Genomic DNA, 20,050 nt, shown 5'->3' with positions numbered 1-20,050 from the left:
AGACGTGTTAAATAAAGAATGTAAATTGTATGAGTAAAGACTTAAGTAAGCCTGCCAGGGCTGAATCAGGAAACATCCCCGAACATATCGCAATCATTATGGATGGTAACGGCAGATGGGCAAAACAACGTTTGTTGCCTCGTTTTGCCGGTCATACCAAAGGGGTGAATGCTGTCAATAAAGTGGTGGAAGCATGTTGTAACCGTGGTGTCCGTTACCTGACCTTGTTTGCGTTCAGTTCAGAAAACTGGCGTCGTCCACCGGAGGAAGTCTCACTGCTCATGAAATTGTTCCGGAAAGTACTGGTACTTGAAATCAACAACATGTGCCAGAACAATATCCGTCTGAAAATCATCGGTGATCTGAGCAAATTTGACGCCGAACTCAAGCAATTGATCCACAACGCGGAAGAGAAAACGGCGGCTAATACCGGGCTGACGCTGACGATCTGCGCCAATTACGGTGGCCGCTGGGATATCGTCAATGCCTGTAACGCATTAATTCGTGAAGGGCTGGATCAGGACAGCATTACCGAAGACATGCTGTCGTCAAAATTGTCTATGGCCTACGCGCCGCCGCCAGACATGCTGATACGCACCGGTGGCGAAGCACGCATATCGAATTTCCTGTTGTGGCAAATGGCGTATTCAGAATTTTTCTTTACCGATACCTACTGGCCGGATTTCGACGGTAAATCGCTGGATGAAGCGATCGCTTCGTTCCAGAAGCGCGAGCGCCGTTTCGGCAGAACCAGCGAACAGTTGCTGGAATCAGCCGAGTAAAGCTGCAGGCGAATTCCAGGATGAAGCGCGAATAAGCGCTAATGATTGAAGTAATGCAGGCGGGAATTATCCATGACCAAAATTGTTCCGGTAATTTTATGTGGTGGCTCAGGCACCCGCCTGTGGCCCTTGTCACGCGCGGGTTTTCCTAAACAGTTTCTGGTGTTATCCGGCACCACCAGCTTGTTTCAGCAAGCGGTGCAACGCGTGAATGCGATTGCCGATGCCGATATTCAGGTCAGCCCTACGCTGATCGTGACCAATGAAGAGCATCGTTTTCTGGCGCTTGACCAGTTACGTGAAATGAAATCCGTTGCGGCCAGTCTGTTACTGGAACCCGCCGGAAAAAATACCGCACCGGCGTTGACGCTGGCGGCGCTTGAAGCCACGGCCAACGGCGAAGACCCGGTGCTGGTGGTGACACCGGCAGATCAGACCATACAGGATGACGCCGCGTTCACCAACGCATTGCAGCGTAGCGTGCGAGCCGCCAGCGATGGCGCGATTATAATTTTAGGCATTACGCCTGATCGCCCTGAAACTGGCTACGGTTATATCCGCAGAACCGGGCAGGCAGCAACATTCGGTGAATCTGCAGTAGCGCAGTTTGCTGAAAAGCCTGATGCAGCGACGGCGCAGCAATATCTGGACAGTGGCGAATATCTCTGGAACAGCGGCATGTTTGTGCTCAGAGCCAGCACCTGGTTGAAAGCACTGGCGCAATTCCGGCCTGATATTGCGGAGTCTGCCAGACTCTCGTGGTCGGAAAAAAACAGCGACGCCCAATTCATCCGTCCCGGTACTGCTGCTTTTGCCAACATTCCGGCAGACTCTATCGATTACGCCGTGATGGAAAAATGCCCGGGGTCAGCTTTTGACATACGCATGATTCCGCTGGACGCAGGCTGGAACGATCTGGGCGCGTGGGATGCCGTCTGGCAGGTCGGCAAGCAGGATGCGCAGGCCAATGTGACGTACGGCGATGTGATACAGACCAATTCCAGCAATAGCCTGATTTATTCGTCCAGCCGCCTGGTCAGCACCGTTGGCATTGATCATCTGGTTGTCGTCGAAACGCCGGACGCAGTGTTAGTGGCTGATAGGCGTCAGAGTCAGGATGTGAAGGCGATTGTGGCGCAATTAACGCAGCAGGGGCGGCAGGAACATACATTACATCGCAAGGTGTATCGTCCCTGGGGCTGGTATGACAGCATTGATGAAGAAGAACGCTTCAAGGTCAAACGCATACAGGTCAAGCCCGGTGCCAGCCTGAGTCTGCAAAAGCATCATCACCGCGCGGAACACTGGGTCGTGGTCAGGGGAACGGCCGAAGTCACTTGCGGCGATAAAGTCATGCTGCTGACGGAAAATCAATCAACCTACATTCCGTTGGGCGAAGTGCACCGGCTGGCGAATCCGGGCGCGATACCGCTGGAAATTATCGAAGTACAGTCCGGCAGTTATCTGGGTGAGGATGATATTGTCCGTTTTGAAGACACCTATGGCCGCACGAAGTCAAAGTGCTGATGTCTTGAAAAAACAGCGCGGCGGTAGGCAAGCGCATTTTTTTTGATGTATGTCATGGCAATGAAACAATTTTTTGGTATGATTCATCTCAGTTACTGTACATGCAACCGATATGTATGACGGTAACGAGGTGTGCCGGATCAGCAGATAGCGGGTTGGCCACCGTCCGGAACAAGGGTACGGAGACTGAACAGACAGTCTCCGTATTTTTTTGTGTGCTGCTTTTATTCGTTGCGCACAATGCGAATGCAGGGCTGCACCGAAAAAGACAGAAAGTGCCTTGCTGCTCAGATTCAGACACTTTTGCCCATTTCTGATTCCGGCTGCTCCCTGTCTTGAATCACGCACAGCGACGCTGCGCTGTCAGCGGGCATAACGAAGCAAATAATCCGCAACTAGTGCACTCCACATCCGCATCCGGCCTAGCCAGCACGAAAAAACGGCACTGCAGGCGAAAAATATACTCCCCCCGGTATGTAAAAAAGCCCAATATCTATAAGGAGATAAAGCTGTTTTCCGCACATACTCCCCCGATTTTTCCTATTTCAGGATAGCCGAAGCGTATTTCCGCCGCTTTTCGCAAACGTGGCACGCTATCTGCTCATAGGCTGGTGAAGCTTGCAGTTTCTTTGTTACCCACCACCTCAGGAGAAATCATGACACGTCGTACGGTTTTGAAAGCAACAGCAATAGGCGCAATGGCGCTCGCTACATCGGGCTGGATGGCTCAGGCATTCGCAGCAGATACGATTAAGGTTGGCATTTTGCATTCCCTCTCAGGAACGATGGCGATTTCTGAAACATCGCTGAAAGACGTGGCGCTGATGACGATTGATGAAATCAATGCCAAAGGTGGCGTGATGGGGAAAAAACTGGAAGCGGTTGTCGTTGATCCGGCATCTAACTGGCCTTTGTTTGCTGAGAAAGCACGGCAGTTAGTGTCGCAAGATAAAGTCTCAGTCGTGTTTGGTTGCTGGACATCGGTATCACGTAAATCGGTGCTGCCGGTGTTCAAAGAGTTGAACAGCCTGCTGTTTTACCCTGTGCAATATGAAGGTGAAGAGCTGGAGAAAAACGTGTTTTACACTGGCGCTGCACCGAATCAGCAAGCGATCCCGGCGACAGAATATCTGATGTCAAAAGAAGGCGGCGCGGCAAAACGTTTCGTGCTGCTCGGTACGGATTATGTCTATCCACGCACGACCAACAAAATCCTGCGCGCTTTCCTGCATAGCAAAGGTGTGAAAGATAGCGACATCGATGAAGTCTACACTCCGTTTGGTCATTCTGATTACCAGACCATCGTGGCGAATATCAAGAAATTTTCCGCCGGTGGAAAAACGGCAGTGATCTCGACCATCAATGGTGACTCGAATGTCCCTTTCTATAAAGAACTCGGCAATGCCGGTCTGAAAGCGACCGACGTGCCTGTCGTGGCGTTCTCGGTCGGTGAAGAAGAATTGCGCGGTGTTGATACCAAACCTCTGGTCGGTCATCTGGCGGCATGGAATTACTTCCAGTCGGTCAAAAATCCGGTGAATGCGGAATTCATCAAAAAATGGAAAGCATATGCCGTTGCGAAAAAATTGCCGAATGCTGCCACCGTGGTGACGAACGATCCTATGGAAGCAACCTACGTCGGCATTTATATGTGGAAGCAAGCAGTGGAAAAAGCTAAATCCACGGATACCGATAAAGTGATCGCAGCGATGGGCGGGCAGACCTTCAAAGCTCCATCCGGTTTTGAACTGACGATGGATGCGACCAATCACCATTTGCATAAACCCGTCATGATTGGTGAGATTAAAGCAGACGGCCAGTTCAGCGTCGTCTACAAAACCAAAGTGCCTATCCGCGCGCAACCCTGGAGCCCTTATATTCCGGGTAATGAAGGTAAGCAAAAGCTGTAACTAGTGCGACAGTTTCCTCCTTGCGCGAGCACTTCCTGGTGTTTCCCCGACTGACCAGGTCGTTGCTTGCGCGTGCGGGGAATCTGGCTAGCTTTCTGTTTGCGGTGGTGGTGTTTTCCCGCTCTCGTACACAACCAGCTTGCACGAAAATTCGATTAATGAACACGTCTGCAGAACTATGACATTCCAGAAAATGTTGGCACGCCAGCTTGTCACGATGTCCGCCACATCAGGTGGAACATTGCTTAGCAGATTACGTGGCGGATTATGCGGCATCCTGTTCAGCATCGCGACATCGATATTGCTGCCGGCAACAGCGCATGCGGCGATTGAAGCGAGTCAGCTCAAGGCGCTGGCAGGTGAAGATCCGGATGCGCGTATCGTTGCCGTCAATACGATAGCCGCGCTGGCGAATGATGAAGCCGCGAAAGTGCTGAGCGCACTGAAAAATGAAGAGTTGTATTTCAAAGACGATCAGGTTTTTCTGCCGGATGGTGAACAGTTTATGTCTCTGGCCGATGGCAAAAAGCTTGCCTTACCCGATGGTGCTGATGTCATTGCGATTAACAATCGGCTGCGGGCGGCAGTTGATAGCGCCTTATCCGGTCTGAAGTTGTTTGCGCCTGAGCGCGCCGTTCGTCTGGCGGCGGCGCAGGCGTTGCAAAAAGAAGCGACGCCGGAACAACTGCCTTTGCTGAACAAGGCGTATGTCAAAGAAAAAGATCCTGAAATCGGCGCATTGCTGCAAATGCTGATTGCCACCGTCAATCTGCACGCAGAAGACCCGGCTATCCGCAAAGCGGCGCTGAAGACGCTGGTCAATAGTGCGAATGCCAATCTGCGACCGGCATTACAGGAAATGATTGCGCAGCGTGCTGATGGCAGTTACGCCGAGCCGGACGAAAGCATACGCGTCGCAGCGGTGGCAACCCTCAATGCCATCGACAGCCGCATAGCCCGCACCGAATTTGTCGGCAATCTGTTTTACGGTATCTCGCTCGGCAGCGTGTTGTTGCTGGCAGCGTTGGGGCTGGCGATCACGTTCGGACTGATGGGCATCATCAATATGGCGCATGGCGAATTGCTGATGATCGGTGCCTACACGACTTATGTTTGTCAGTCACTGTTCCGACATTTTTTTCCGGAAGCGATTGATGCGTATTTATTGCTGGCCGTGCCAGCGGCTTTTCTGGTGTCGGGCATGGTCGGTATCGTGCTCGAGCGCACGGTGATTCGCTGGCTGTATGGCCGCCCTCTGGAAACCCTGCTTTGCACCTGGGGTATCAGCCTGATGCTGATGCAGGGCGTGCGTTCGGTGTTCGGCGCGCAAAACGTCGAGGTGGCTAATCCGGCCTGGATGTCTGGCGGTGTCACGGTAATGGGCTCGCTGGTGCTGTCTTATAACCGCATCATCATTATTTTCTTTTCTCTGGCCGTGGTGTTTGCGGTCTGGTTGATCCTGAATAAAACCCGCATGGGTTTATTTGTGCGGGCCGTGACGCAAAACCGCCGCATGGCCGATTGTGTCGGCGTAGCGACCGGCAAGATCGATATGCTGACCTTTGGTCTCGGCTCTGGTATCGCGGGTCTGGGCGGCGTTGCTTTGTCTCAGTTGGGGAATGTCGGCCCTGATCTGGGACAGAGCTATATCGTCGATTCGTTTATGGTGGTGGTGCTGGGCGGTGTCGGCCAGCTGGCGGGTACCGTGATTGCGGCATTCGGCCTCGGTGAAGTGAATAAATTTCTGGAGCCGGTGGCAGGTGCGGTGATGGCCAAAATTGTGATTCTGGTGTTCATCATTATCTTTATTCAACGCAGACCGCAAGGCTTGTTTGCACTCAAGGGAAGGAGTGTCGACTGATGCGCCATTTATTTTCACGTCCGGCATGGGCGGGCATCGTTGTACTGGCGCTGATCGCCGCCTTGCTGCCGTTGTGCTATCTCGTGTTCCCGGCAGGCCATGCCTTGCATGTGTCAGCGTATGTGATCGGTATCGTTGCGAAGTTCATGTGTTACGCACTGGCGGCGATGGCGCTGGATCTGGTGTGGGGCTACACCGGTATTTTGTCTTTGGGGCACGGCGTCTTTTTTGCGCTCGGCGCTTATGCGCATGGCATGTATCTGATGCGGGCAATAGGCCGTGACGGTGTATATCAAAGCGATTTGCCCGATTTCATGGTGTTCCTCGATTGGAAAACCTACCCGTGGTACTGGTCTCTGACGGATCATTTCTGGTATTGCATGGCGCTGGTGGTGCTGGTGCCCGGTGTGCTGGCGTTCGTCTTTGGCTATTTCGCTTTCCGTTCCAGAATCAAAGGCGTGTATTTTTCCATCATCACGCAAGCGATGACTTTTGCTTTCATGCTGCTGTTTTTCCGCAATAACACAGGCTTTGGCGGCAATAACGGCTTTACCGATTTTAAACGCATCCTCGGTTTCAGCATTACCGCGCCTGGCACGAAAGCGGTGATGTATCTGACCACCTTAGTGATTCTGCTGGCCGCCTTATTTTTGTGTCGCTGGATCGTGCAGTCCAAACTCGGGCGGGTGTTGCAGGCGGTCAGGGATTCCGAATCCCGCCTGATGTTCATCGGCTACGATCCCTTATGGTTCAAGCTGTTTATCTGGACCTTGTCTGCAGTCTTGTGCGGCATTGCCGGGGCTTTGTACGTGCCACAGGTTGGCATCATCAATCCGTCTGAAATGTCACCGGGAAATTCCATCGAGATGGTGATCTGGGCCGCCGTTGGCGGACGCGGCACTTTACTCGGCCCGATTATCGGCGCGTTCACTGTGAATGGTCTGAAGAGCTGGTTTACGGCGGCCTTTCCTGATCTCTGGCTGTATGCGCTGGGCTTGTTATTCATACTGGTGACCCTGTTTATGCAACAAGGCATCTTGGGTTTGGCATGTAAATTCAGAAAACGCGGGGAGGCCGCATGACTTACCTGATGAACGGCGTGATGAGCGGCGTATTGCGTCCCGGCCAGCAATACCCATCGGCGACCGGCGATCAGGGTGTTTCCTATGGCAGAGTCCGGCAGGCAGGTGTCGATACCACGCATGGCGCGATTCTGTATCTGGAAGATATCGTTGTCTCCTTTGATGGTTTTAAAGCGATCAATCATCTGACGCTGGATATTTCTGTCGGTGAATTACGCTGCATCATCGGGCCGAACGGTGCCGGTAAAACCACCATGATGGATGTGATTACCGGCAAAACCCGGCCTGCATCGGGCACCGCATTTTTTGGTCAGACCATGGATCTGAGCAAGATGAATGAAGTCGACATTGCGCATGCAGGTATCGGTCGCAAATTTCAGCGCCCCACGGTGTTTGAGCAGCACACGGTGTTCGAGAATCTGGAACTCGCCATGAAAATGGATAAGCGGGTCAAGACGACTTTATTTGCCAGATTGAATAGCGAACAGCGCGACAAGATCGCGGCGATATTGCAACTGATACGTTTGCAGGGTGAAGAAAAACGCCTCGCCGGTTTGCTGTCGCACGGGCAGAAACAATGGCTGGAAATCGGCATGTTGCTGATACAAGAGCCGCAACTGATTTTGCTGGACGAGCCGGTTGCAGGCATGTCGGATGCTGAGACCGCACGCACCGCCGAATTGCTGAATGAATTGCGTGGCAAACACTCGATCATGGTGGTGGAACATGACATGGGATTTGTGACCGAGATTGCACAACTGGGCAAGGTCACGGTATTGCACGAAGGTGCCGTACTGGCAGAGGGCACGATGCAGCAGGTGCAGGCAGATGAACGTGTGATCGAAGTCTATCTGGGGCGCTGAAAATAAGATGATGTCAGGCAGCCTACAGCCGCCGTTTAAATCGGAAAAATCATGCTAGAAGTTAATCAACTCCATCAATATTACGGCTCCAGTCATACGCTGCGCGGCATTTCCCTATCCTTGAATAAAGGTGAATGCCTGACCTTGCTGGGGCGTAACGGCGTCGGTAAAACCACCTTGCTCAAATGCCTGATGGGTGTGTTGCCTGCATCACAGGGTGAAGTGATATTTGAAGGACGCAATATTAAGAAGCTGACGCCGCATGAGCGGGCGAAAGCTGGTATTGCCTATGTGCCGCAAGGGCGCGAGATATTTGCCCGTCTGACAGTGGAAGATAATTTGCTGATGGGCATGGCCACGCTGCCAGCGAAACGCGCCAAAACGATCAAAGGCGAAGTGTATGAATTATTCCCCGTGTTGAAGGAAATGCTGCACCGGCGCGGCGGCGATTTGTCTGGTGGACAGCAACAGCAACTCGCGATTGCCCGCGCTTTACTGGCCGAACCCAAGCTGATTATTCTCGATGAACCCACCGAAGGCATACAACCATCGATTATCAAAGACATTGGTCGTGTGATCCGGCTCTTGCGTGAACGCGGCGATATTGGCATTCTGCTGTGCGAACAGTATTTTGATTTCGCACGTGAACTGGCCGATCAGTTTGTAGTCTTGACGCGCGGTGAAGTCGTGGCGTCCGGCACACAGGATTTGATGGATGGCGACGATATCAAACGCCATCTGGCGGTATAGTGTGGTTCTTGTTTTTTTGTTGTGAGTCTGCATGAGTTTGCCTATCACTGTTACGACGCCTATCACCGAAACTGATGCAGTATCTGCACCATCCGCACCAGAAAAAGCCCACTGGCAGGCACGTTTGCAACTGGGGTTTAGCAAAGATGCAGAGACCACACGCCTGACTGAGCGTCAGCACACTGGCCCGCTGCGGGTACAAAAGCCTTTGTATCCCGAAGGCGCGGAGATTTGCCACGCGATCATTATTCATCCTCCCGGTGGCGTGGTCGGTGGCGACGAATTGCAGATCAGCGCAACGCTGGGCGCGGGAACCCACGCCCTGATCACCACGCCCGGCGCCGCCAAATGGTATCGCGGCAATGGCTACACATCTAAGCAAGCTGTGGTGCTACATGTCGCTGACGGCGCGGTCATGGAATGGCTGCCGCAAGAAACCATATTTTTTGATGATGCCTGCGTATCCTTGCATCAGGATATTCACCTCAGCGGCAATGCCGCCGTCATTGCGTCCGACATTCTGTGTTTTGGCCGCACCGCTGCCGGTGAAATCTACACCAGCGGCAATATCTGGCAACACAGCCGCATCTATCGTGATGGCAAACTGATCTGGTTTGAGCAAGGTTGTCTGGAAGGTGATGGCGAGTCCATGCAAAGTCCGCTGGGGCTTGCTGGTCGTTCTGTCAGTGGCATGGTACTGGCGGCAGGCGCCATGCTCAGCAGCGCACAGCTTTTGCAATTACGCGAAGAAAGCCGCGCCTTACTAGATGCGCGCGAGCCACAGGCTTTGTGTGGCGTCACGCAAATGAAGTCAGTGCTGGTCGCGCGTTATCTCGGCAATTCCAGCGAAGTCGCCCGCGCATGGATGCAACTGGTCTGGCAACACCTGCGTCCCGTCATCGCCAGACAACCTGCACGCATACCGCGCATCTGGAATACCTGAGTAGCTGATTTTTCCAGAGATTCGCATTGTTTTGCCGACGACTGCTATTTACTAAAGTCATCGCACCAGTACCAATGCGATATCTGCAGCGCGAGCGAATACAAACGCTATTCCCTTTCGGCAGCTAAGAGAATTTCCGTCGCATCTCCAGTCGCACCAAAATCAATCAACCTGCACTTATTTGATGCGCACATCATTTCTCGGCGGTGCGTTGCCTGTAAAACTTGGTGCGTTCTGGCTGGTTTGATTCTTGCTGTTTCTGTCAATAACACATTGCGTAGGCAGATGAGGAAAGCGAACGATGGATCTGAGCCCGAGAGAGAAAGACAAACTACTCATTTTTACGGCGGCGCTGCTGGCGGAAAGACGCAAGGCGCGTGGCCTGAAACTGAATTATCCCGAAGCGGTGGCGCTGATTACTGCGGCGATCATGGAAGGTGCACGCGATGGTAAAAGCGTCGCAGAGCTAATGTCCGATGGCACGCAGATATTGAGCCGTGCCGATGTGATGGAAGGGGTTCCTGAAATGATTCCTGATATTCAGGTTGAGGCGACTTTTCCTGATGGCACCAAGCTGGTGACCGTTCATCATCCGATTCCATAGGAGGCCACATGATTCCGGGAGAAATGCTGATCGCTGACGGCGATATCGAGTTGAACGTGGGGCGGCAGACGACGTCGCTGACGGTCGCTAATAGCGGTGACCGGCCGATTCAGGTGGGCTCGCATTTTCATTTTTTTGAAACCAATCCGGCATTGCAATTTGAGCGGCAGGCGGCGTATGGCATGCGGCTGAATATCGCTGCGGGTACGGCGGTGCGCTTTGAGCCGGGGCAGCAACGCACGGTTGAGCTGGTGGCGCTGGCAGGTGAACGGCGGGTGTTTGGTTTCAGCGGCAAAGTCATGGGCGCACTGGATGCGAAGGAGAACAACGCATGAAAATTTCGCGTCAGGCGTATGCCGAAATGTTTGGCCCGACCACCGGCGACCGTATTCGTCTTGCCGATACCGGTTTATTTATTGAGATCGAAAAAGACTTTGCGATCTATGGTGAAGAAGTCAAATTCGGCGGCGGCAAAGTGATACGCGATGGCATGGGGCAATCTCAGCGCCCGCATGCGGGTGTGATGGATACCGTGATCACGAATGCGGTGATTCTCGATCACTGGGGCGTCGTCAAGGCGGATATCGGTTTGAAAAACGGCCTGATCGCCTGCATAGGCAAGGCGGGCAATCCTGATATCCAGCCCGGTGTGGATATGGCGATTGGCGGTGCGACTGAAATCATTGCGGGCGAGGGTATGATCGTGACTGCCGGTGGCATTGATTCGCATATTCATTTCATTTGTCCGCAACAGATAGAAGAAGCACTGATGAGCGGCGTAACCACCATGCTTGGTGGCGGCACCGGGCCTGCGGTCGGCACAGCGGCGACGACCTGCACACCGGGGCCGTGGCATCTGCATTCCATGATCATGGCCGCAGATGCGTTTCCTATGAATTTAGGTTTTTTAGGTAAAGGCAATGTCAGCCTGCCGTTGCCGCTGGAAGAGCAGATACGTGCCGGTGCGATAGGCCTGAAACTGCATGAAGACTGGGGAACAACGCCGCAGGCCATTGATAATTGTCTGAGTGTGGCCGACAACATGGATGTGCAGGTCGCCATTCATAGCGACACCTTGAATGAAGGCGGTTTTTTAGAGCACACGCTGGCCGCATTCAAAGACCGCACGATACATACTTTCCACACCGAGGGCGCGGGCGGCGGCCATGCGCCGGACATCATCGCCGCAGTCGGCGAGGGCAATGTGCTGCCGTCGTCAACCAATCCGACCCGGCCCTACACCGTCAATACGCTCGATGAACATCTGGATATGCTGATGGTCTGTCATCACCTTGATCCTGCGATTGCAGAAGACATCGCGTTTGCCGAATCACGCATACGCCGTGAGACGATTGCTGCCGAAGATATTCTGCATGACATCGGGGCGATCTCGATGATGTCGTCAGATTCGCAAGCGATGGGGCGCGTTGGAGAGGTGATTATGCGCACCTGGCAAACCGCCGATAAGATGAAACAACAGCGCGGTGCGTTACCGGAAGACAGTCGCCATAACGATAATTTCCGTGTCCGGCGTTACATCGCTAAATACACGATTAATCCGGCGATCACGCATGGCATTTCGCATGCGGTGGGTTCGCTGGAAGTTGGAAAAATTGCCGATATCGTGTTGTGGAAACCCGCGTTCTTCGGCGTGAAACCATCGATGATACTGAAAGGCGGCATGATCGCCGCGGCGCAGATGGGCGATCCGAATGCGTCGATTCCTACACCGCAGCCTGTGCATTACCGCATGATGTTCGGCGCGTTTGGCGGCGGCCTGAAAAAATCGTTCACCTTTGTTTCGCAGGCGGCATTGGATGCCGGATTAGCGGAACAACTGAAACTGACTAAAACCCTGATTCCGGTAAAGAACACGCGCACGATACGCAAACAAGACATGATCCTGAACGGGCTCACGCCAAAGATGGAAGTGGACCCCGAAACCTATGAAGTACGTGCGAATGGTGAATTGCTGGTGTGCGAACCGGCCAAGATTTTACCGATGGCACAGCGCTATTTTTTATTCTGACATGATGCTGACACTCCATACCAAAATTGAACGCAGTGAGAATGCGCCTCAGATCGACGGCCAACTTATTCTGCCGTATGAATTGCGCGAAAAATCGCGTTTGCGTGCGACCTTGCAAAGTGGCGAAGATGTTGCCGTATTCACCGTGCGTGGCACCGTGATGCGCGATGGTGATCTGATGCTGGCAAATGATGGCCGCATTATTCAGGTGCTGGCGGCGGCTGAGCCTACTTACAAAGTCGAATGTGCGAATGCGTTTGCATTGCTGCGCTGCGCCTTCCATCTGGGAAACCGGCACACGCAAGCGCAACTCGGCGATGGCTTTTTACGTATCCGCAAAGACCCGGTGCTGAAAGAAATGCTGGAAGGCCTGAACGCGGTCGTAACTGAAGAGATGGCGAGTTTTGAGCCCGAGGCTGGCGCTTACGGCGGTGGTCATCATCATGGTGGCGATGACATGCATCCGCATAATCCGCTGGCGCCGATACCCTTGCGACAGCGCATACATCGCCCTTCGGATAAGCAGTAAACAACAAAAGACAATGAGCACATGCAATCCGCCGCCTTACTTCATCTGTTGCAGCTCGCCAGCCCGTCGTTGCCGATAGGGGCTTACAGCTATTCGCAGGGTTTGGAAGCAGCGATAGAGAATGGCACGGTAAAAAATGAAGCGACAGCGCGGACATGGATCGCCACGTATTTGCGCGAAGTCGTTGCCCGCTTTGAAGCGCCGGTTTTATGGCGACTGATACGCGCGTTTCAGCAAAAAGATCTGACTGCCGTGACGTACTGGAATGAATTATTTATCGCCGCGCGCGATACCGCAGAGTTTCGCGCAGAAACCATACAAATGGGGTATTCGCTGGGCAAGCTGGTCGGTGATTTGCAGATTGCTGATCCTGCATTGCTGACGATCTTGCAGGCGCAAAGCGAGTTGCCATTACCGACTGCACTGGCTTGTGCCGCCGTCGCGCTGGAGGTGCCGGCGAAAGCAGCCTTGCTGGGCATGTTATTTACCTGGGCAGAAAATCAGGCGCTGGTGTGTGTGAAATCAATACCGCTGGGGCAGGTCGCAGGGCAGCGTTTATTGCTGTCTTTGCGTGCAGATCTGGAAGCTGCAGCGACGCTGGCAGAACATCTGGAAGACCATCAGTTATCGAACTGGTCGCCGGGTTTGTCGCTTTTGTCTATGCAGCATGAAGTGCAGTACAGCCGTCTTTACCGTTCCTGATGTGTTTTACAGACGGAAGTTAAAGATGATGTTTGTCGCCTCAACATGAGAACAACAGGAACAGAATGACTATGAATACAGAAAATATGAATACAGCCGATACGAGCACAGCCGATACGAGCACAGCAACAGGCAAAAGCGAACCGAATCCCTTGCGTGTCGGCATCGGTGGCCCGGTCGGTTCCGGCAAAACCGCCCTGTGCGAAATGCTGTGCAAGCGCATGCGCGATGACTATGAAATGGCGGTTATCACGAATGATATTTACACCAAAGAAGACATGGAAATTCTGCTGCGTGCTGATGCGTTGCCAGCGGAAAGACTGATGGGCGTGGAAACCGGCGGTTGCCCGCACACCGCGATTCGTGAAGATGCCTCAATTAATCTGGAAGCGATTGCGCGTATGAGTGCCGATTTTCCTGATCTTGATCTGATACTGGTGGAATCTGGCGGTGACAATCTGGCGGCGACCTTCAGTCCTGAATTATCCGATCTGACGATTTATGTGATCGACGTGGCAGGCGGTGAAAAAATCCCGCGTAAAGGCGGCCCCGGCATCACCCGGTCTGATCTGCTGATCATCAATAAAACAGATCTGGCACCGCATGTTGGTGCGAACCTCGACATCATGGCGCAGGATGCCAAACGCATGCGCGGCACGCGCCCGTTTGTGTTTACGAATCTGCGCACTGGTGACGGGCTGGAAGCCGTGGTGAGTTTCATTCGTGAGCAGGGCATGCTGGACGAAGTCAGACCATAAGCCCGCGCGAGGACTTGCGCAAAACCGCCCCAGCTGCGTTATGGCTCCTGGCCGTACTATTCGTACTGTCTTTGTCGCCCAGCCTTGCCGGGACAATTTTGCGTAAGTCCTGCAGTATTTTTTTTTCTGAAAATTATTAATTCCTACCATTCGTATTCATCTAAGCTGAAGGAAAAAATCATGAAATCCATCACCGTTAAATCCCGCCATTTACTGAGCTTGTTGAGCTTGCTGAGCGCAACGATGTTGGTCGCTACACCCGCATTTGCCCACGTCAGCGTGATGCATTCCGTCGCTGGCGGCAGCGGTTTTCTGGCTGGTTTTCTGCATCCGTTGATGGGCACAGATCATCTGTTGGCGATGCTGGCGGTAGGCATCTGGGCCGCGCAGCATCAGCGCCCGGCTTACTGGTTGCTGCCACTGGCATTTCCGCTGATGATGACGGCAGGTGCTGCGCTGGGCATGAGTGGCGTCATCCTTCCCGGTGTGGAAGCGGGGATTGCTGCTTCTGTGCTGATCCTTGGTTTGCTGATCGCGGGCGCGGTGAAATTGCCGCTGGCCGCCAGCACCGCGCTGATTGCAGTATTCGCGGTCGCGCATGGTTATGCGCATGGGGTTGAAATGCCTGTCGATGGTAAAGCCTTGGCGTTCGGTGCCGGTTTTGTTGCCGCGACTGCCTTGCTGCATCTGAGCGGCTTGTTTGCGACGATCACCACAAACCACTTACTCAGTACAAAAATCAGTGCAAAACTCAACCGCATCGCCGGTGCCGGTATTGCACTTAGCGGCTTGTTCTTTGTATCGGCGATGGCCTGATTTTTATGAGAGGGATGCAGGCCTTATGCGGTGGTGGCAAGTTGGACTATGCTTTTCTTCAACGCTGCATGTACCGCCTGCATTTCTGTTTTTTGTCTGTGCTTGTGATAGCGGAACAACATCAGACCTTCCACCTGAGCGACGATCAGAACTGCGCGTAACATGTACTCGTCATCACTGACATCCGGGTGCATACCGCGTATCAATTTATAGATGGCTTTGCGTTCACGTAGAATCATCGTATCCATCAGCGCTGACGCAAACGCATTGCGCGCCGCCAGTGCCCATAATTCAAAAAACAAACCGTGCGTCAGCGGGTCATTCAATTCCTCCAGAAACATATCAATCGCGCTGTTGAGCTGCTCTATGCGTGACAGTTTGTCCTTCGCTGCGGTGATGTGATCGAGTTTTTCCTGAAACGTATTCATGGTCATCAGCAGCACGGCTTCGATCAGCAAATCTTTGCTTTGATAATAGTGCTGCACGTTGCTGAGGCTGATGCCCGCCTGCGAAGCGACTTTGCGCATCGATAAACCAGCGTAACCCTCGGTCGCAAAAATCGTCCGCGCAACGCTCAGAATCGCATGCACCCGTTCCATGCCTTTTTCTGTGGTTCCGGAAGGTTTGCTTTTCAACGAGGTGTGCAGTGCGTCAGGCATGAGTAATGTGTGGAAATGACCGCTTGGGTGAATACGTGTGAGGCAAAATTATCCCATAACGATTGACAAATAGTACGACTGACCTATAATTTTTGCTTAATTGGTCGTTTGACCTATTTTGTTGCCCGCTTCAGTCAGGCCGTTTGCGGACGATGCGGCAAAGCTGTCAGGCAGAGCTGTCAATGAGCTGCTACAGTTTTTGTATAGGCTCAGTTTTACATCATCTATCAACGATAAAAATAATCAGGAGACACACATGAATCAGCGGGTATATGTATCCGGCGTAGGGATGATCCCTTTCGTCAAGCCAGGCAACAGCGCGAGTTACGATCAGATGGGAATGACAGCTGGCCGTCTGGCACTCGCTGATGCGGGCCTCAGCTACGATGATATCGAGCAGGCGTATGTTGGTTATGTGTACGGCGATTCAACGGCAGGGCAAAAGGCTTTGTATCAGATCGGCATGTCCGGCATACCGATTGTGAATGTGAATAATAATTGCTCGACCGGTTCCAGTGCCTTGTTTCTGGCGCGTCAGGCGATTGCCAGCGGTGCTGTTGATTGCGTGCTGGTGCTGGGGTTTGAGCAGATGAGCCCGGGCGCGCTGGGCTCTGTCTTTCAGGACAGACCTAGCCCGTTTGATGCGTTTGATGCCGTGACCGATCAGTTGGTCGGCATGCCACAGATTCCGCTGGCGCTGCGTTATTTTGGTGGTGCCGGTCTGGCACACATGCAGAAATACGGCACACCGCTGGCATCGTTTGCAAAAATCCGCGCCAAAGCCAGCCGCCATGCGGTGAATAATCCGCTGGCCTTGTTCCGTCAGGAAGTGACACCGGAAGACGTGCTGAATTCCACCATGATCTGGCCCGGTGTGATGACGAAGCTGATGGCATGTCCGCCGACCTGCGGCGCCGCTGCGGCAGTTCTGGTCTCTGAAAAATTTGCCAAAGCGCGTGGCCTGAATACGCAAGTGTATATTGCTGCACAAGCCATGACGACGGATACGCCCAGCACTTTTAATTCAAGTGACATGATGCGCGTAGTGGGTTACGACATGAGCCAGAGTGCAGCAGCGAAAGTCTATGCCCAGGCTGGTGTAGGCCCGGAAGATCTGGATGTCGTCGAATTGCACGACTGCTTTGCGCACAACGAACTGATCACTTACGAAGCACTGGGTTTATGCCCCGAAGGCGGCGCGGAAAAATTCATTGACGATGGCGACAATACCTACGGCGGTAAAGTCGTGACCAATCCTTCCGGCGGTTTGCTGTCGAAAGGGCATCCGCTGGGCGCCACCGGGCTCGCGCAGTGTTTCGAGCTGACCCAGCAATTGCGTGGCAATGCGGGAGCGCGACAGGTCGCCAATGCGCGGACAGCACTGCAGCATAACCTGGGACTGGGCGGCGCTTGCGTCGTCACCATGTATCGCCAATCCTGAGGCAGAGAGGAAAATAATATGCAATATACATCCCCCTGGATGACAGCCGAGCTGGAAGGTTTCCGCGATGCGATTCGCCGTTTTGTCGAGAGCGAAGTGGTACCGCATCAGGAACGTTGGGCCAGACAGCAACACGTCGATCGCGAGTTGTGGCGCAAAGGTGGCGAGATGGGTATGCTGCTCGCAGATATTCCTGAAGAATACGGTGGTTCCGGCGGCACTTTTGCGCATCAGGCGATCGTGTTTGAAGAAGTGACTTATGCCGGTGACATGGCGTTCGGCATCCATGTGCATGCGATTGTGGCGCACTACATTCTGAATCAGGGCACGGAAGCGCAAAAGAAAAAATATCTGCCCTTGCTGGCGAGCGGTGAAATGGTCGCGGCGATTGCGATGTCCGAACCCGGCGCCGGTTCTGATCTGAAAGGCATACGCACCACTGCCTTGGCGGATGCAGATGGTTACCGCATTAATGGCTCAAAAATTTTTATCTCGAATGGCTATCTGGCTGATCTGATCGTTGTCGTTGCCAAAACTGATCCGGACGCGGGTGCCAAAGGTGTTTCGCTGATGTTGCTGGAAACCAGAGATTGTCCCGGTTTTAAAGTCGGTCGCATCCTGGAGAAAATCGGTCAGAAAGGGCAGGATACCTGTGAGCTGTTTTTTGATGATGTGCGCGTGCCTGCGGATGCGGTGCTCGGAGGTGTGGAAGGTCGTGGCTTCGCACAATTGATGACAGAGTTACCGTATGAACGCACGATACTCGGTGTCACCGGGGTCGCCGCGATAGAACGTGCTTTGCAGCTGACAGTCGAGCATACGAAACAGCGCAAGGCGTTTGGACAGGCATTGATAGACATGCAGAACCCCCGTTTTGTACTGGCGGAAATCAAAACTGAAGCCACCATTGCCCGTACCTTTATCGACCGTTGCATCGTCGATATGCTCGAAGGCCGCATGGATACTGAGCTGGCGTCGATGGCGAAATACTGGATCTCCGACCTGCAATGCAAAGTTGTCGATCAGTGTCTGCAACTGTTCGGTGGCTATGGTTATATGCTCGAATATCCGATTGCGCAGATGTATGCGGATGCCCGTGTGCAGCGCATTTATGGCGGGGCGAATGAAATCATGAAAGAAATCATCGCCCGCGGCTTGTAAGCGATTGCAAGTAAATTGATCAGGGTGTCGTTCTGACAGAATCGCGTGTGCTGTTTGGTACGACGATGCGGAGCGTATGGAAGAAAACGCGACGCACCTTGCATCAGATAATCATTCTCCGGAGGCAGTATGAGTGGTCCATTAAGTGGTTTGCGCATCATAGAAATGGTGGGGCTGGGGCCTTGCCCGTTTGCGGCGATGATGTTTGCCGACATGGGGGCGGAGGTCATACGCATAGATCGTCCATCGGTCGCTGGTGCGGCGAATCCATTTCCTATGCTGGGCACGAAATACGATGTGATGGCGCGCGGCCGGCGTTCGCTGGCGCTCGATCTGAAGCAGCCACAAGACCGCGCAACCTTACTGGAGTTGATCGGCAAAGCCGATGCGCTGATCGAAGGATTTCGTCCCGGCGTGATGGAAAGGCTGGGGCTGGGGCCGGATGTCTGCCTGCAAAAAAATCCGCGTCTGGTGTTTGGCCGCATGACAGGCTGGGGGCAAGATGGTCCTTTAGCGCAAGTAGCAGGGCACGATCTGAATTACATCGCCTTGAGCGGCATGCTGCATGCAATGGGTCGCCCCGATACGTCACCGGCACCGCCGCTGAATCTGGTCGGTGATTTTGGCGGCGGTGCGATGATGCTGGCGTTCGGTGTCGTTTGCGCCTTACTCGAGGCAAAAACATCCGGGCGCGGCCAGGTCGTGGATGCGGCGATGGTCGATGGTTCCGCCTTGCTCGGCGCGATGCTGTATGGCTTCCGTGCTTACGGTGCGTGGAATGATCAGCGCGGCAGCAATATGCTCGATGGCGGCGCGCATTTTTACGATACCTACGCCTGCGCGGACGGTAAATTTGTTTCGGTCGGTGCAATAGAACCGCAGTTTTATCAGCTATTGCTGCAACACGCAGGCATCACCGATCCCGCGTTTCAGCAGCAAATGCACACGCCAGCATGGCCGGAGCTGAAACAAAAATTAGCGGCGGTTTTTCTGACGAAAACCCGGGCCGAATGGTGCGCCATTATGGAAGGCACCGACATCTGTTTTGCGCCTGTGCTGGATATGGCCGAGGCACCGCAGCATCCGCATAATCTGGCGCGGCAGAATTTTGTCGAGATCGCTGGCGTGACACAGCCAGCACCAGCACCGCGTTTCAGCCGCAGTGTGCCGGATCTGCCGCAAGCACCGGCGCAACCTGGGCAACACAGTCAGGACATACTGCGTGACTGGGGCATCACTGACACTGCAACGCTTAAAAACTGAACGATTTGCTTCTGCTGTCTGGGTAAATCCTTTAAAAAAGCAGAAAACAGGGGAGTATCTGCTGATTTCGCTCTATCCTCATTGTAAATAAAGGGTTTTAAAAAATACTGGGGGGGGTATATATTAGGCATTTTTCCCGGTTTTTAAGCGCTTGTGGCGCGATTTGTCCCGCGCTTACTGAATTGCTGTAACACCCGGCTGATACCGGCGATGTTCTCTGCCTGTCACTGCTCGCGGCATCACGGCGTCTGCGTTTGTCGTTTCTCTGCACACACGCCATGAGTGCTGACGCTGAGCAGAGCGTCATCCATCAGCAAAAAGCGGTAATGAAAAGCGCTGACAGCGGGAACTATTTTCTGCTTCGCTCAGT

19 protein-coding genes are annotated in these 20,050 nt (G+C 53.4%); 18 read left to right on the top strand and 1 reads right to left on the bottom strand.

Annotation, left to right across the window (positions count from 1 at the left end):
• The first annotated feature begins 29 nt into the window (after nucleotides 1-29).
• The 15 genes from ACPAOP_RS08350 (at nucleotide 30) to ACPAOP_RS08280 (ending at nucleotide 15,156) form a co-directional block, all read left to right on the top strand.
• Nucleotides 30-782 (top strand): isoprenyl transferase, encoded by a 753-nt coding sequence (locus tag ACPAOP_RS08350; protein ID WP_423679797.1) that lies wholly within the window; start codon nucleotides 30-32, stop codon nucleotides 780-782.
• A gap of 72 nt (nucleotides 783-854) precedes the next feature.
• Nucleotides 855-2,309: a mannose-1-phosphate guanylyltransferase/mannose-6-phosphate isomerase gene (locus tag ACPAOP_RS08345; RefSeq protein WP_423709926.1), complete on the top strand. Its 1,455-nt coding sequence runs from the start codon at nucleotides 855-857 to the stop codon at nucleotides 2,307-2,309.
• Nucleotides 2,310-2,965: 656 nt separating this feature from the next.
• Entirely contained in the window at nucleotides 2,966-4,219 is a 1,254-nt protein-coding gene (gene urtA / locus ACPAOP_RS08340; protein ID WP_423709925.1) for an urea ABC transporter substrate-binding protein, read from the top strand.
• Nucleotides 4,220-4,397: 178 nt separating this feature from the next.
• Nucleotides 4,398-6,080: an urea ABC transporter permease subunit UrtB gene (urtB, locus tag ACPAOP_RS08335; protein ID WP_423709924.1), complete on the top strand. Its 1,683-nt coding sequence runs from the start codon at nucleotides 4,398-4,400 to the stop codon at nucleotides 6,078-6,080.
• Complete coding sequence (urtC, locus tag ACPAOP_RS08330) at nucleotides 6,080-7,162, top strand: urea ABC transporter permease subunit UrtC (protein WP_423709923.1); 1,083 nt, start codon at nucleotides 6,080-6,082, stop codon at nucleotides 7,160-7,162. Before urtB ends, urtC begins: the two co-directional genes overlap by 1 nt.
• A 20-nt stretch (nucleotides 7,163-7,182) precedes the next feature.
• Entirely contained in the window at nucleotides 7,183-8,025 is an 843-nt protein-coding gene (gene urtD, locus ACPAOP_RS08325) for an urea ABC transporter ATP-binding protein UrtD (RefSeq protein WP_423709996.1), read from the top strand.
• A gap of 51 nt (nucleotides 8,026-8,076) precedes the next feature.
• Complete coding sequence (urtE, locus tag ACPAOP_RS08320; protein WP_423709922.1) at nucleotides 8,077-8,775, top strand: urea ABC transporter ATP-binding subunit UrtE; 699 nt, start codon at nucleotides 8,077-8,079, stop codon at nucleotides 8,773-8,775.
• 31 nt (nucleotides 8,776-8,806) lie between these two features.
• The gene (locus ACPAOP_RS08315; RefSeq protein ID WP_423709921.1) at nucleotides 8,807-9,718 is read left to right on the top strand and encodes an urease accessory protein UreD; all 912 of its coding nucleotides are present in this window, start codon (nucleotides 8,807-8,809) and stop codon (nucleotides 9,716-9,718) included.
• Nucleotides 9,719-10,019: 301 nt separating this feature from the next.
• The gene (locus ACPAOP_RS08310; protein ID WP_186885762.1) at nucleotides 10,020-10,322 is read left to right on the top strand and encodes an urease subunit gamma; all 303 of its coding nucleotides are present in this window, start codon (nucleotides 10,020-10,022) and stop codon (nucleotides 10,320-10,322) included.
• Between the two features lie 8 nt (nucleotides 10,323-10,330).
• Complete coding sequence (locus ACPAOP_RS08305; RefSeq protein WP_190480777.1) at nucleotides 10,331-10,657, top strand: urease subunit beta; 327 nt, start codon at nucleotides 10,331-10,333, stop codon at nucleotides 10,655-10,657.
• Nucleotides 10,654-12,351, top strand: a complete 1,698-nt coding sequence (ureC, locus tag ACPAOP_RS08300; protein WP_423709920.1) for an urease subunit alpha — start codon at nucleotides 10,654-10,656, stop codon at nucleotides 12,349-12,351. The genes ACPAOP_RS08305 and ureC overlap by 4 nt, the downstream gene beginning before the upstream one ends.
• Nucleotides 12,352-12,355: 4 nt before the next feature.
• On the top strand, nucleotides 12,356-12,880 hold the full coding sequence (gene ureE, locus ACPAOP_RS08295) for an urease accessory protein UreE (protein ID WP_423709919.1): 525 nt from the start codon (nucleotides 12,356-12,358) through the stop codon (nucleotides 12,878-12,880).
• Nucleotides 12,881-12,901: 21 nt separating this feature from the next.
• Entirely contained in the window at nucleotides 12,902-13,582 is a 681-nt protein-coding gene (locus ACPAOP_RS08290; RefSeq protein WP_186885765.1) for an urease accessory protein UreF, read from the top strand.
• Nucleotides 13,583-13,668: 86 nt separating this feature from the next.
• Nucleotides 13,669-14,340: an urease accessory protein UreG gene (ureG, locus tag ACPAOP_RS08285; RefSeq protein ID WP_423709995.1), complete on the top strand. Its 672-nt coding sequence runs from the start codon at nucleotides 13,669-13,671 to the stop codon at nucleotides 14,338-14,340.
• A 180-nt stretch (nucleotides 14,341-14,520) separates the two neighbouring features.
• On the top strand, nucleotides 14,521-15,156 hold the full coding sequence (locus tag ACPAOP_RS08280; protein ID WP_423709918.1) for a HupE/UreJ family protein: 636 nt from the start codon (nucleotides 14,521-14,523) through the stop codon (nucleotides 15,154-15,156).
• Nucleotides 15,157-15,179: 23 nt separating this feature from the next.
• Here the strand turns inward: ACPAOP_RS08280 and ACPAOP_RS08275 are convergent, their stop codons facing one another.
• Nucleotides 15,180-15,815 carry a TetR/AcrR family transcriptional regulator gene (locus ACPAOP_RS08275; protein ID WP_423709917.1) on the bottom strand — a complete coding sequence of 212 codons (636 nt, stop codon included), beginning with the start codon at nucleotides 15,813-15,815 and terminating at the stop codon, nucleotides 15,180-15,182.
• Nucleotides 15,816-16,071: 256 nt separating this feature from the next.
• Here ACPAOP_RS08275 and ACPAOP_RS08270 point away from each other — a divergent pair, with 256 nt between their 5' ends.
• The 3 genes from ACPAOP_RS08270 to ACPAOP_RS08260 all read left to right on the top strand — a co-directional run bounded on the left by ACPAOP_RS08270 (nucleotide 16,072) and on the right by ACPAOP_RS08260 (nucleotide 19,680).
• On the top strand, nucleotides 16,072-17,256 hold the full coding sequence (locus ACPAOP_RS08270) for a lipid-transfer protein (protein ID WP_423709916.1): 1,185 nt from the start codon (nucleotides 16,072-16,074) through the stop codon (nucleotides 17,254-17,256).
• An 18-nt stretch (nucleotides 17,257-17,274) separates the two neighbouring features.
• Complete coding sequence (locus ACPAOP_RS08265; protein WP_423709915.1) at nucleotides 17,275-18,417, top strand: acyl-CoA dehydrogenase family protein; 1,143 nt, start codon at nucleotides 17,275-17,277, stop codon at nucleotides 18,415-18,417.
• A gap of 129 nt (nucleotides 18,418-18,546) precedes the next feature.
• Nucleotides 18,547-19,680 (top strand): CaiB/BaiF CoA transferase family protein, encoded by a 1,134-nt coding sequence (locus tag ACPAOP_RS08260; protein WP_423709914.1) that lies wholly within the window; start codon nucleotides 18,547-18,549, stop codon nucleotides 19,678-19,680.
• Nucleotides 19,681-20,050 lie beyond the last annotated feature (370 nt).

It is taken from the genome of Undibacterium sp. WLX3042 (assembly GCF_049544825.1).
Taxonomy (GTDB): domain Bacteria; phylum Pseudomonadota; class Gammaproteobacteria; order Burkholderiales; family Burkholderiaceae_D; genus Undibacterium.
Note: the sequence above shows the minus strand (reverse complement) of the source record. Positions and strands in the feature narration are given on the sequence as shown.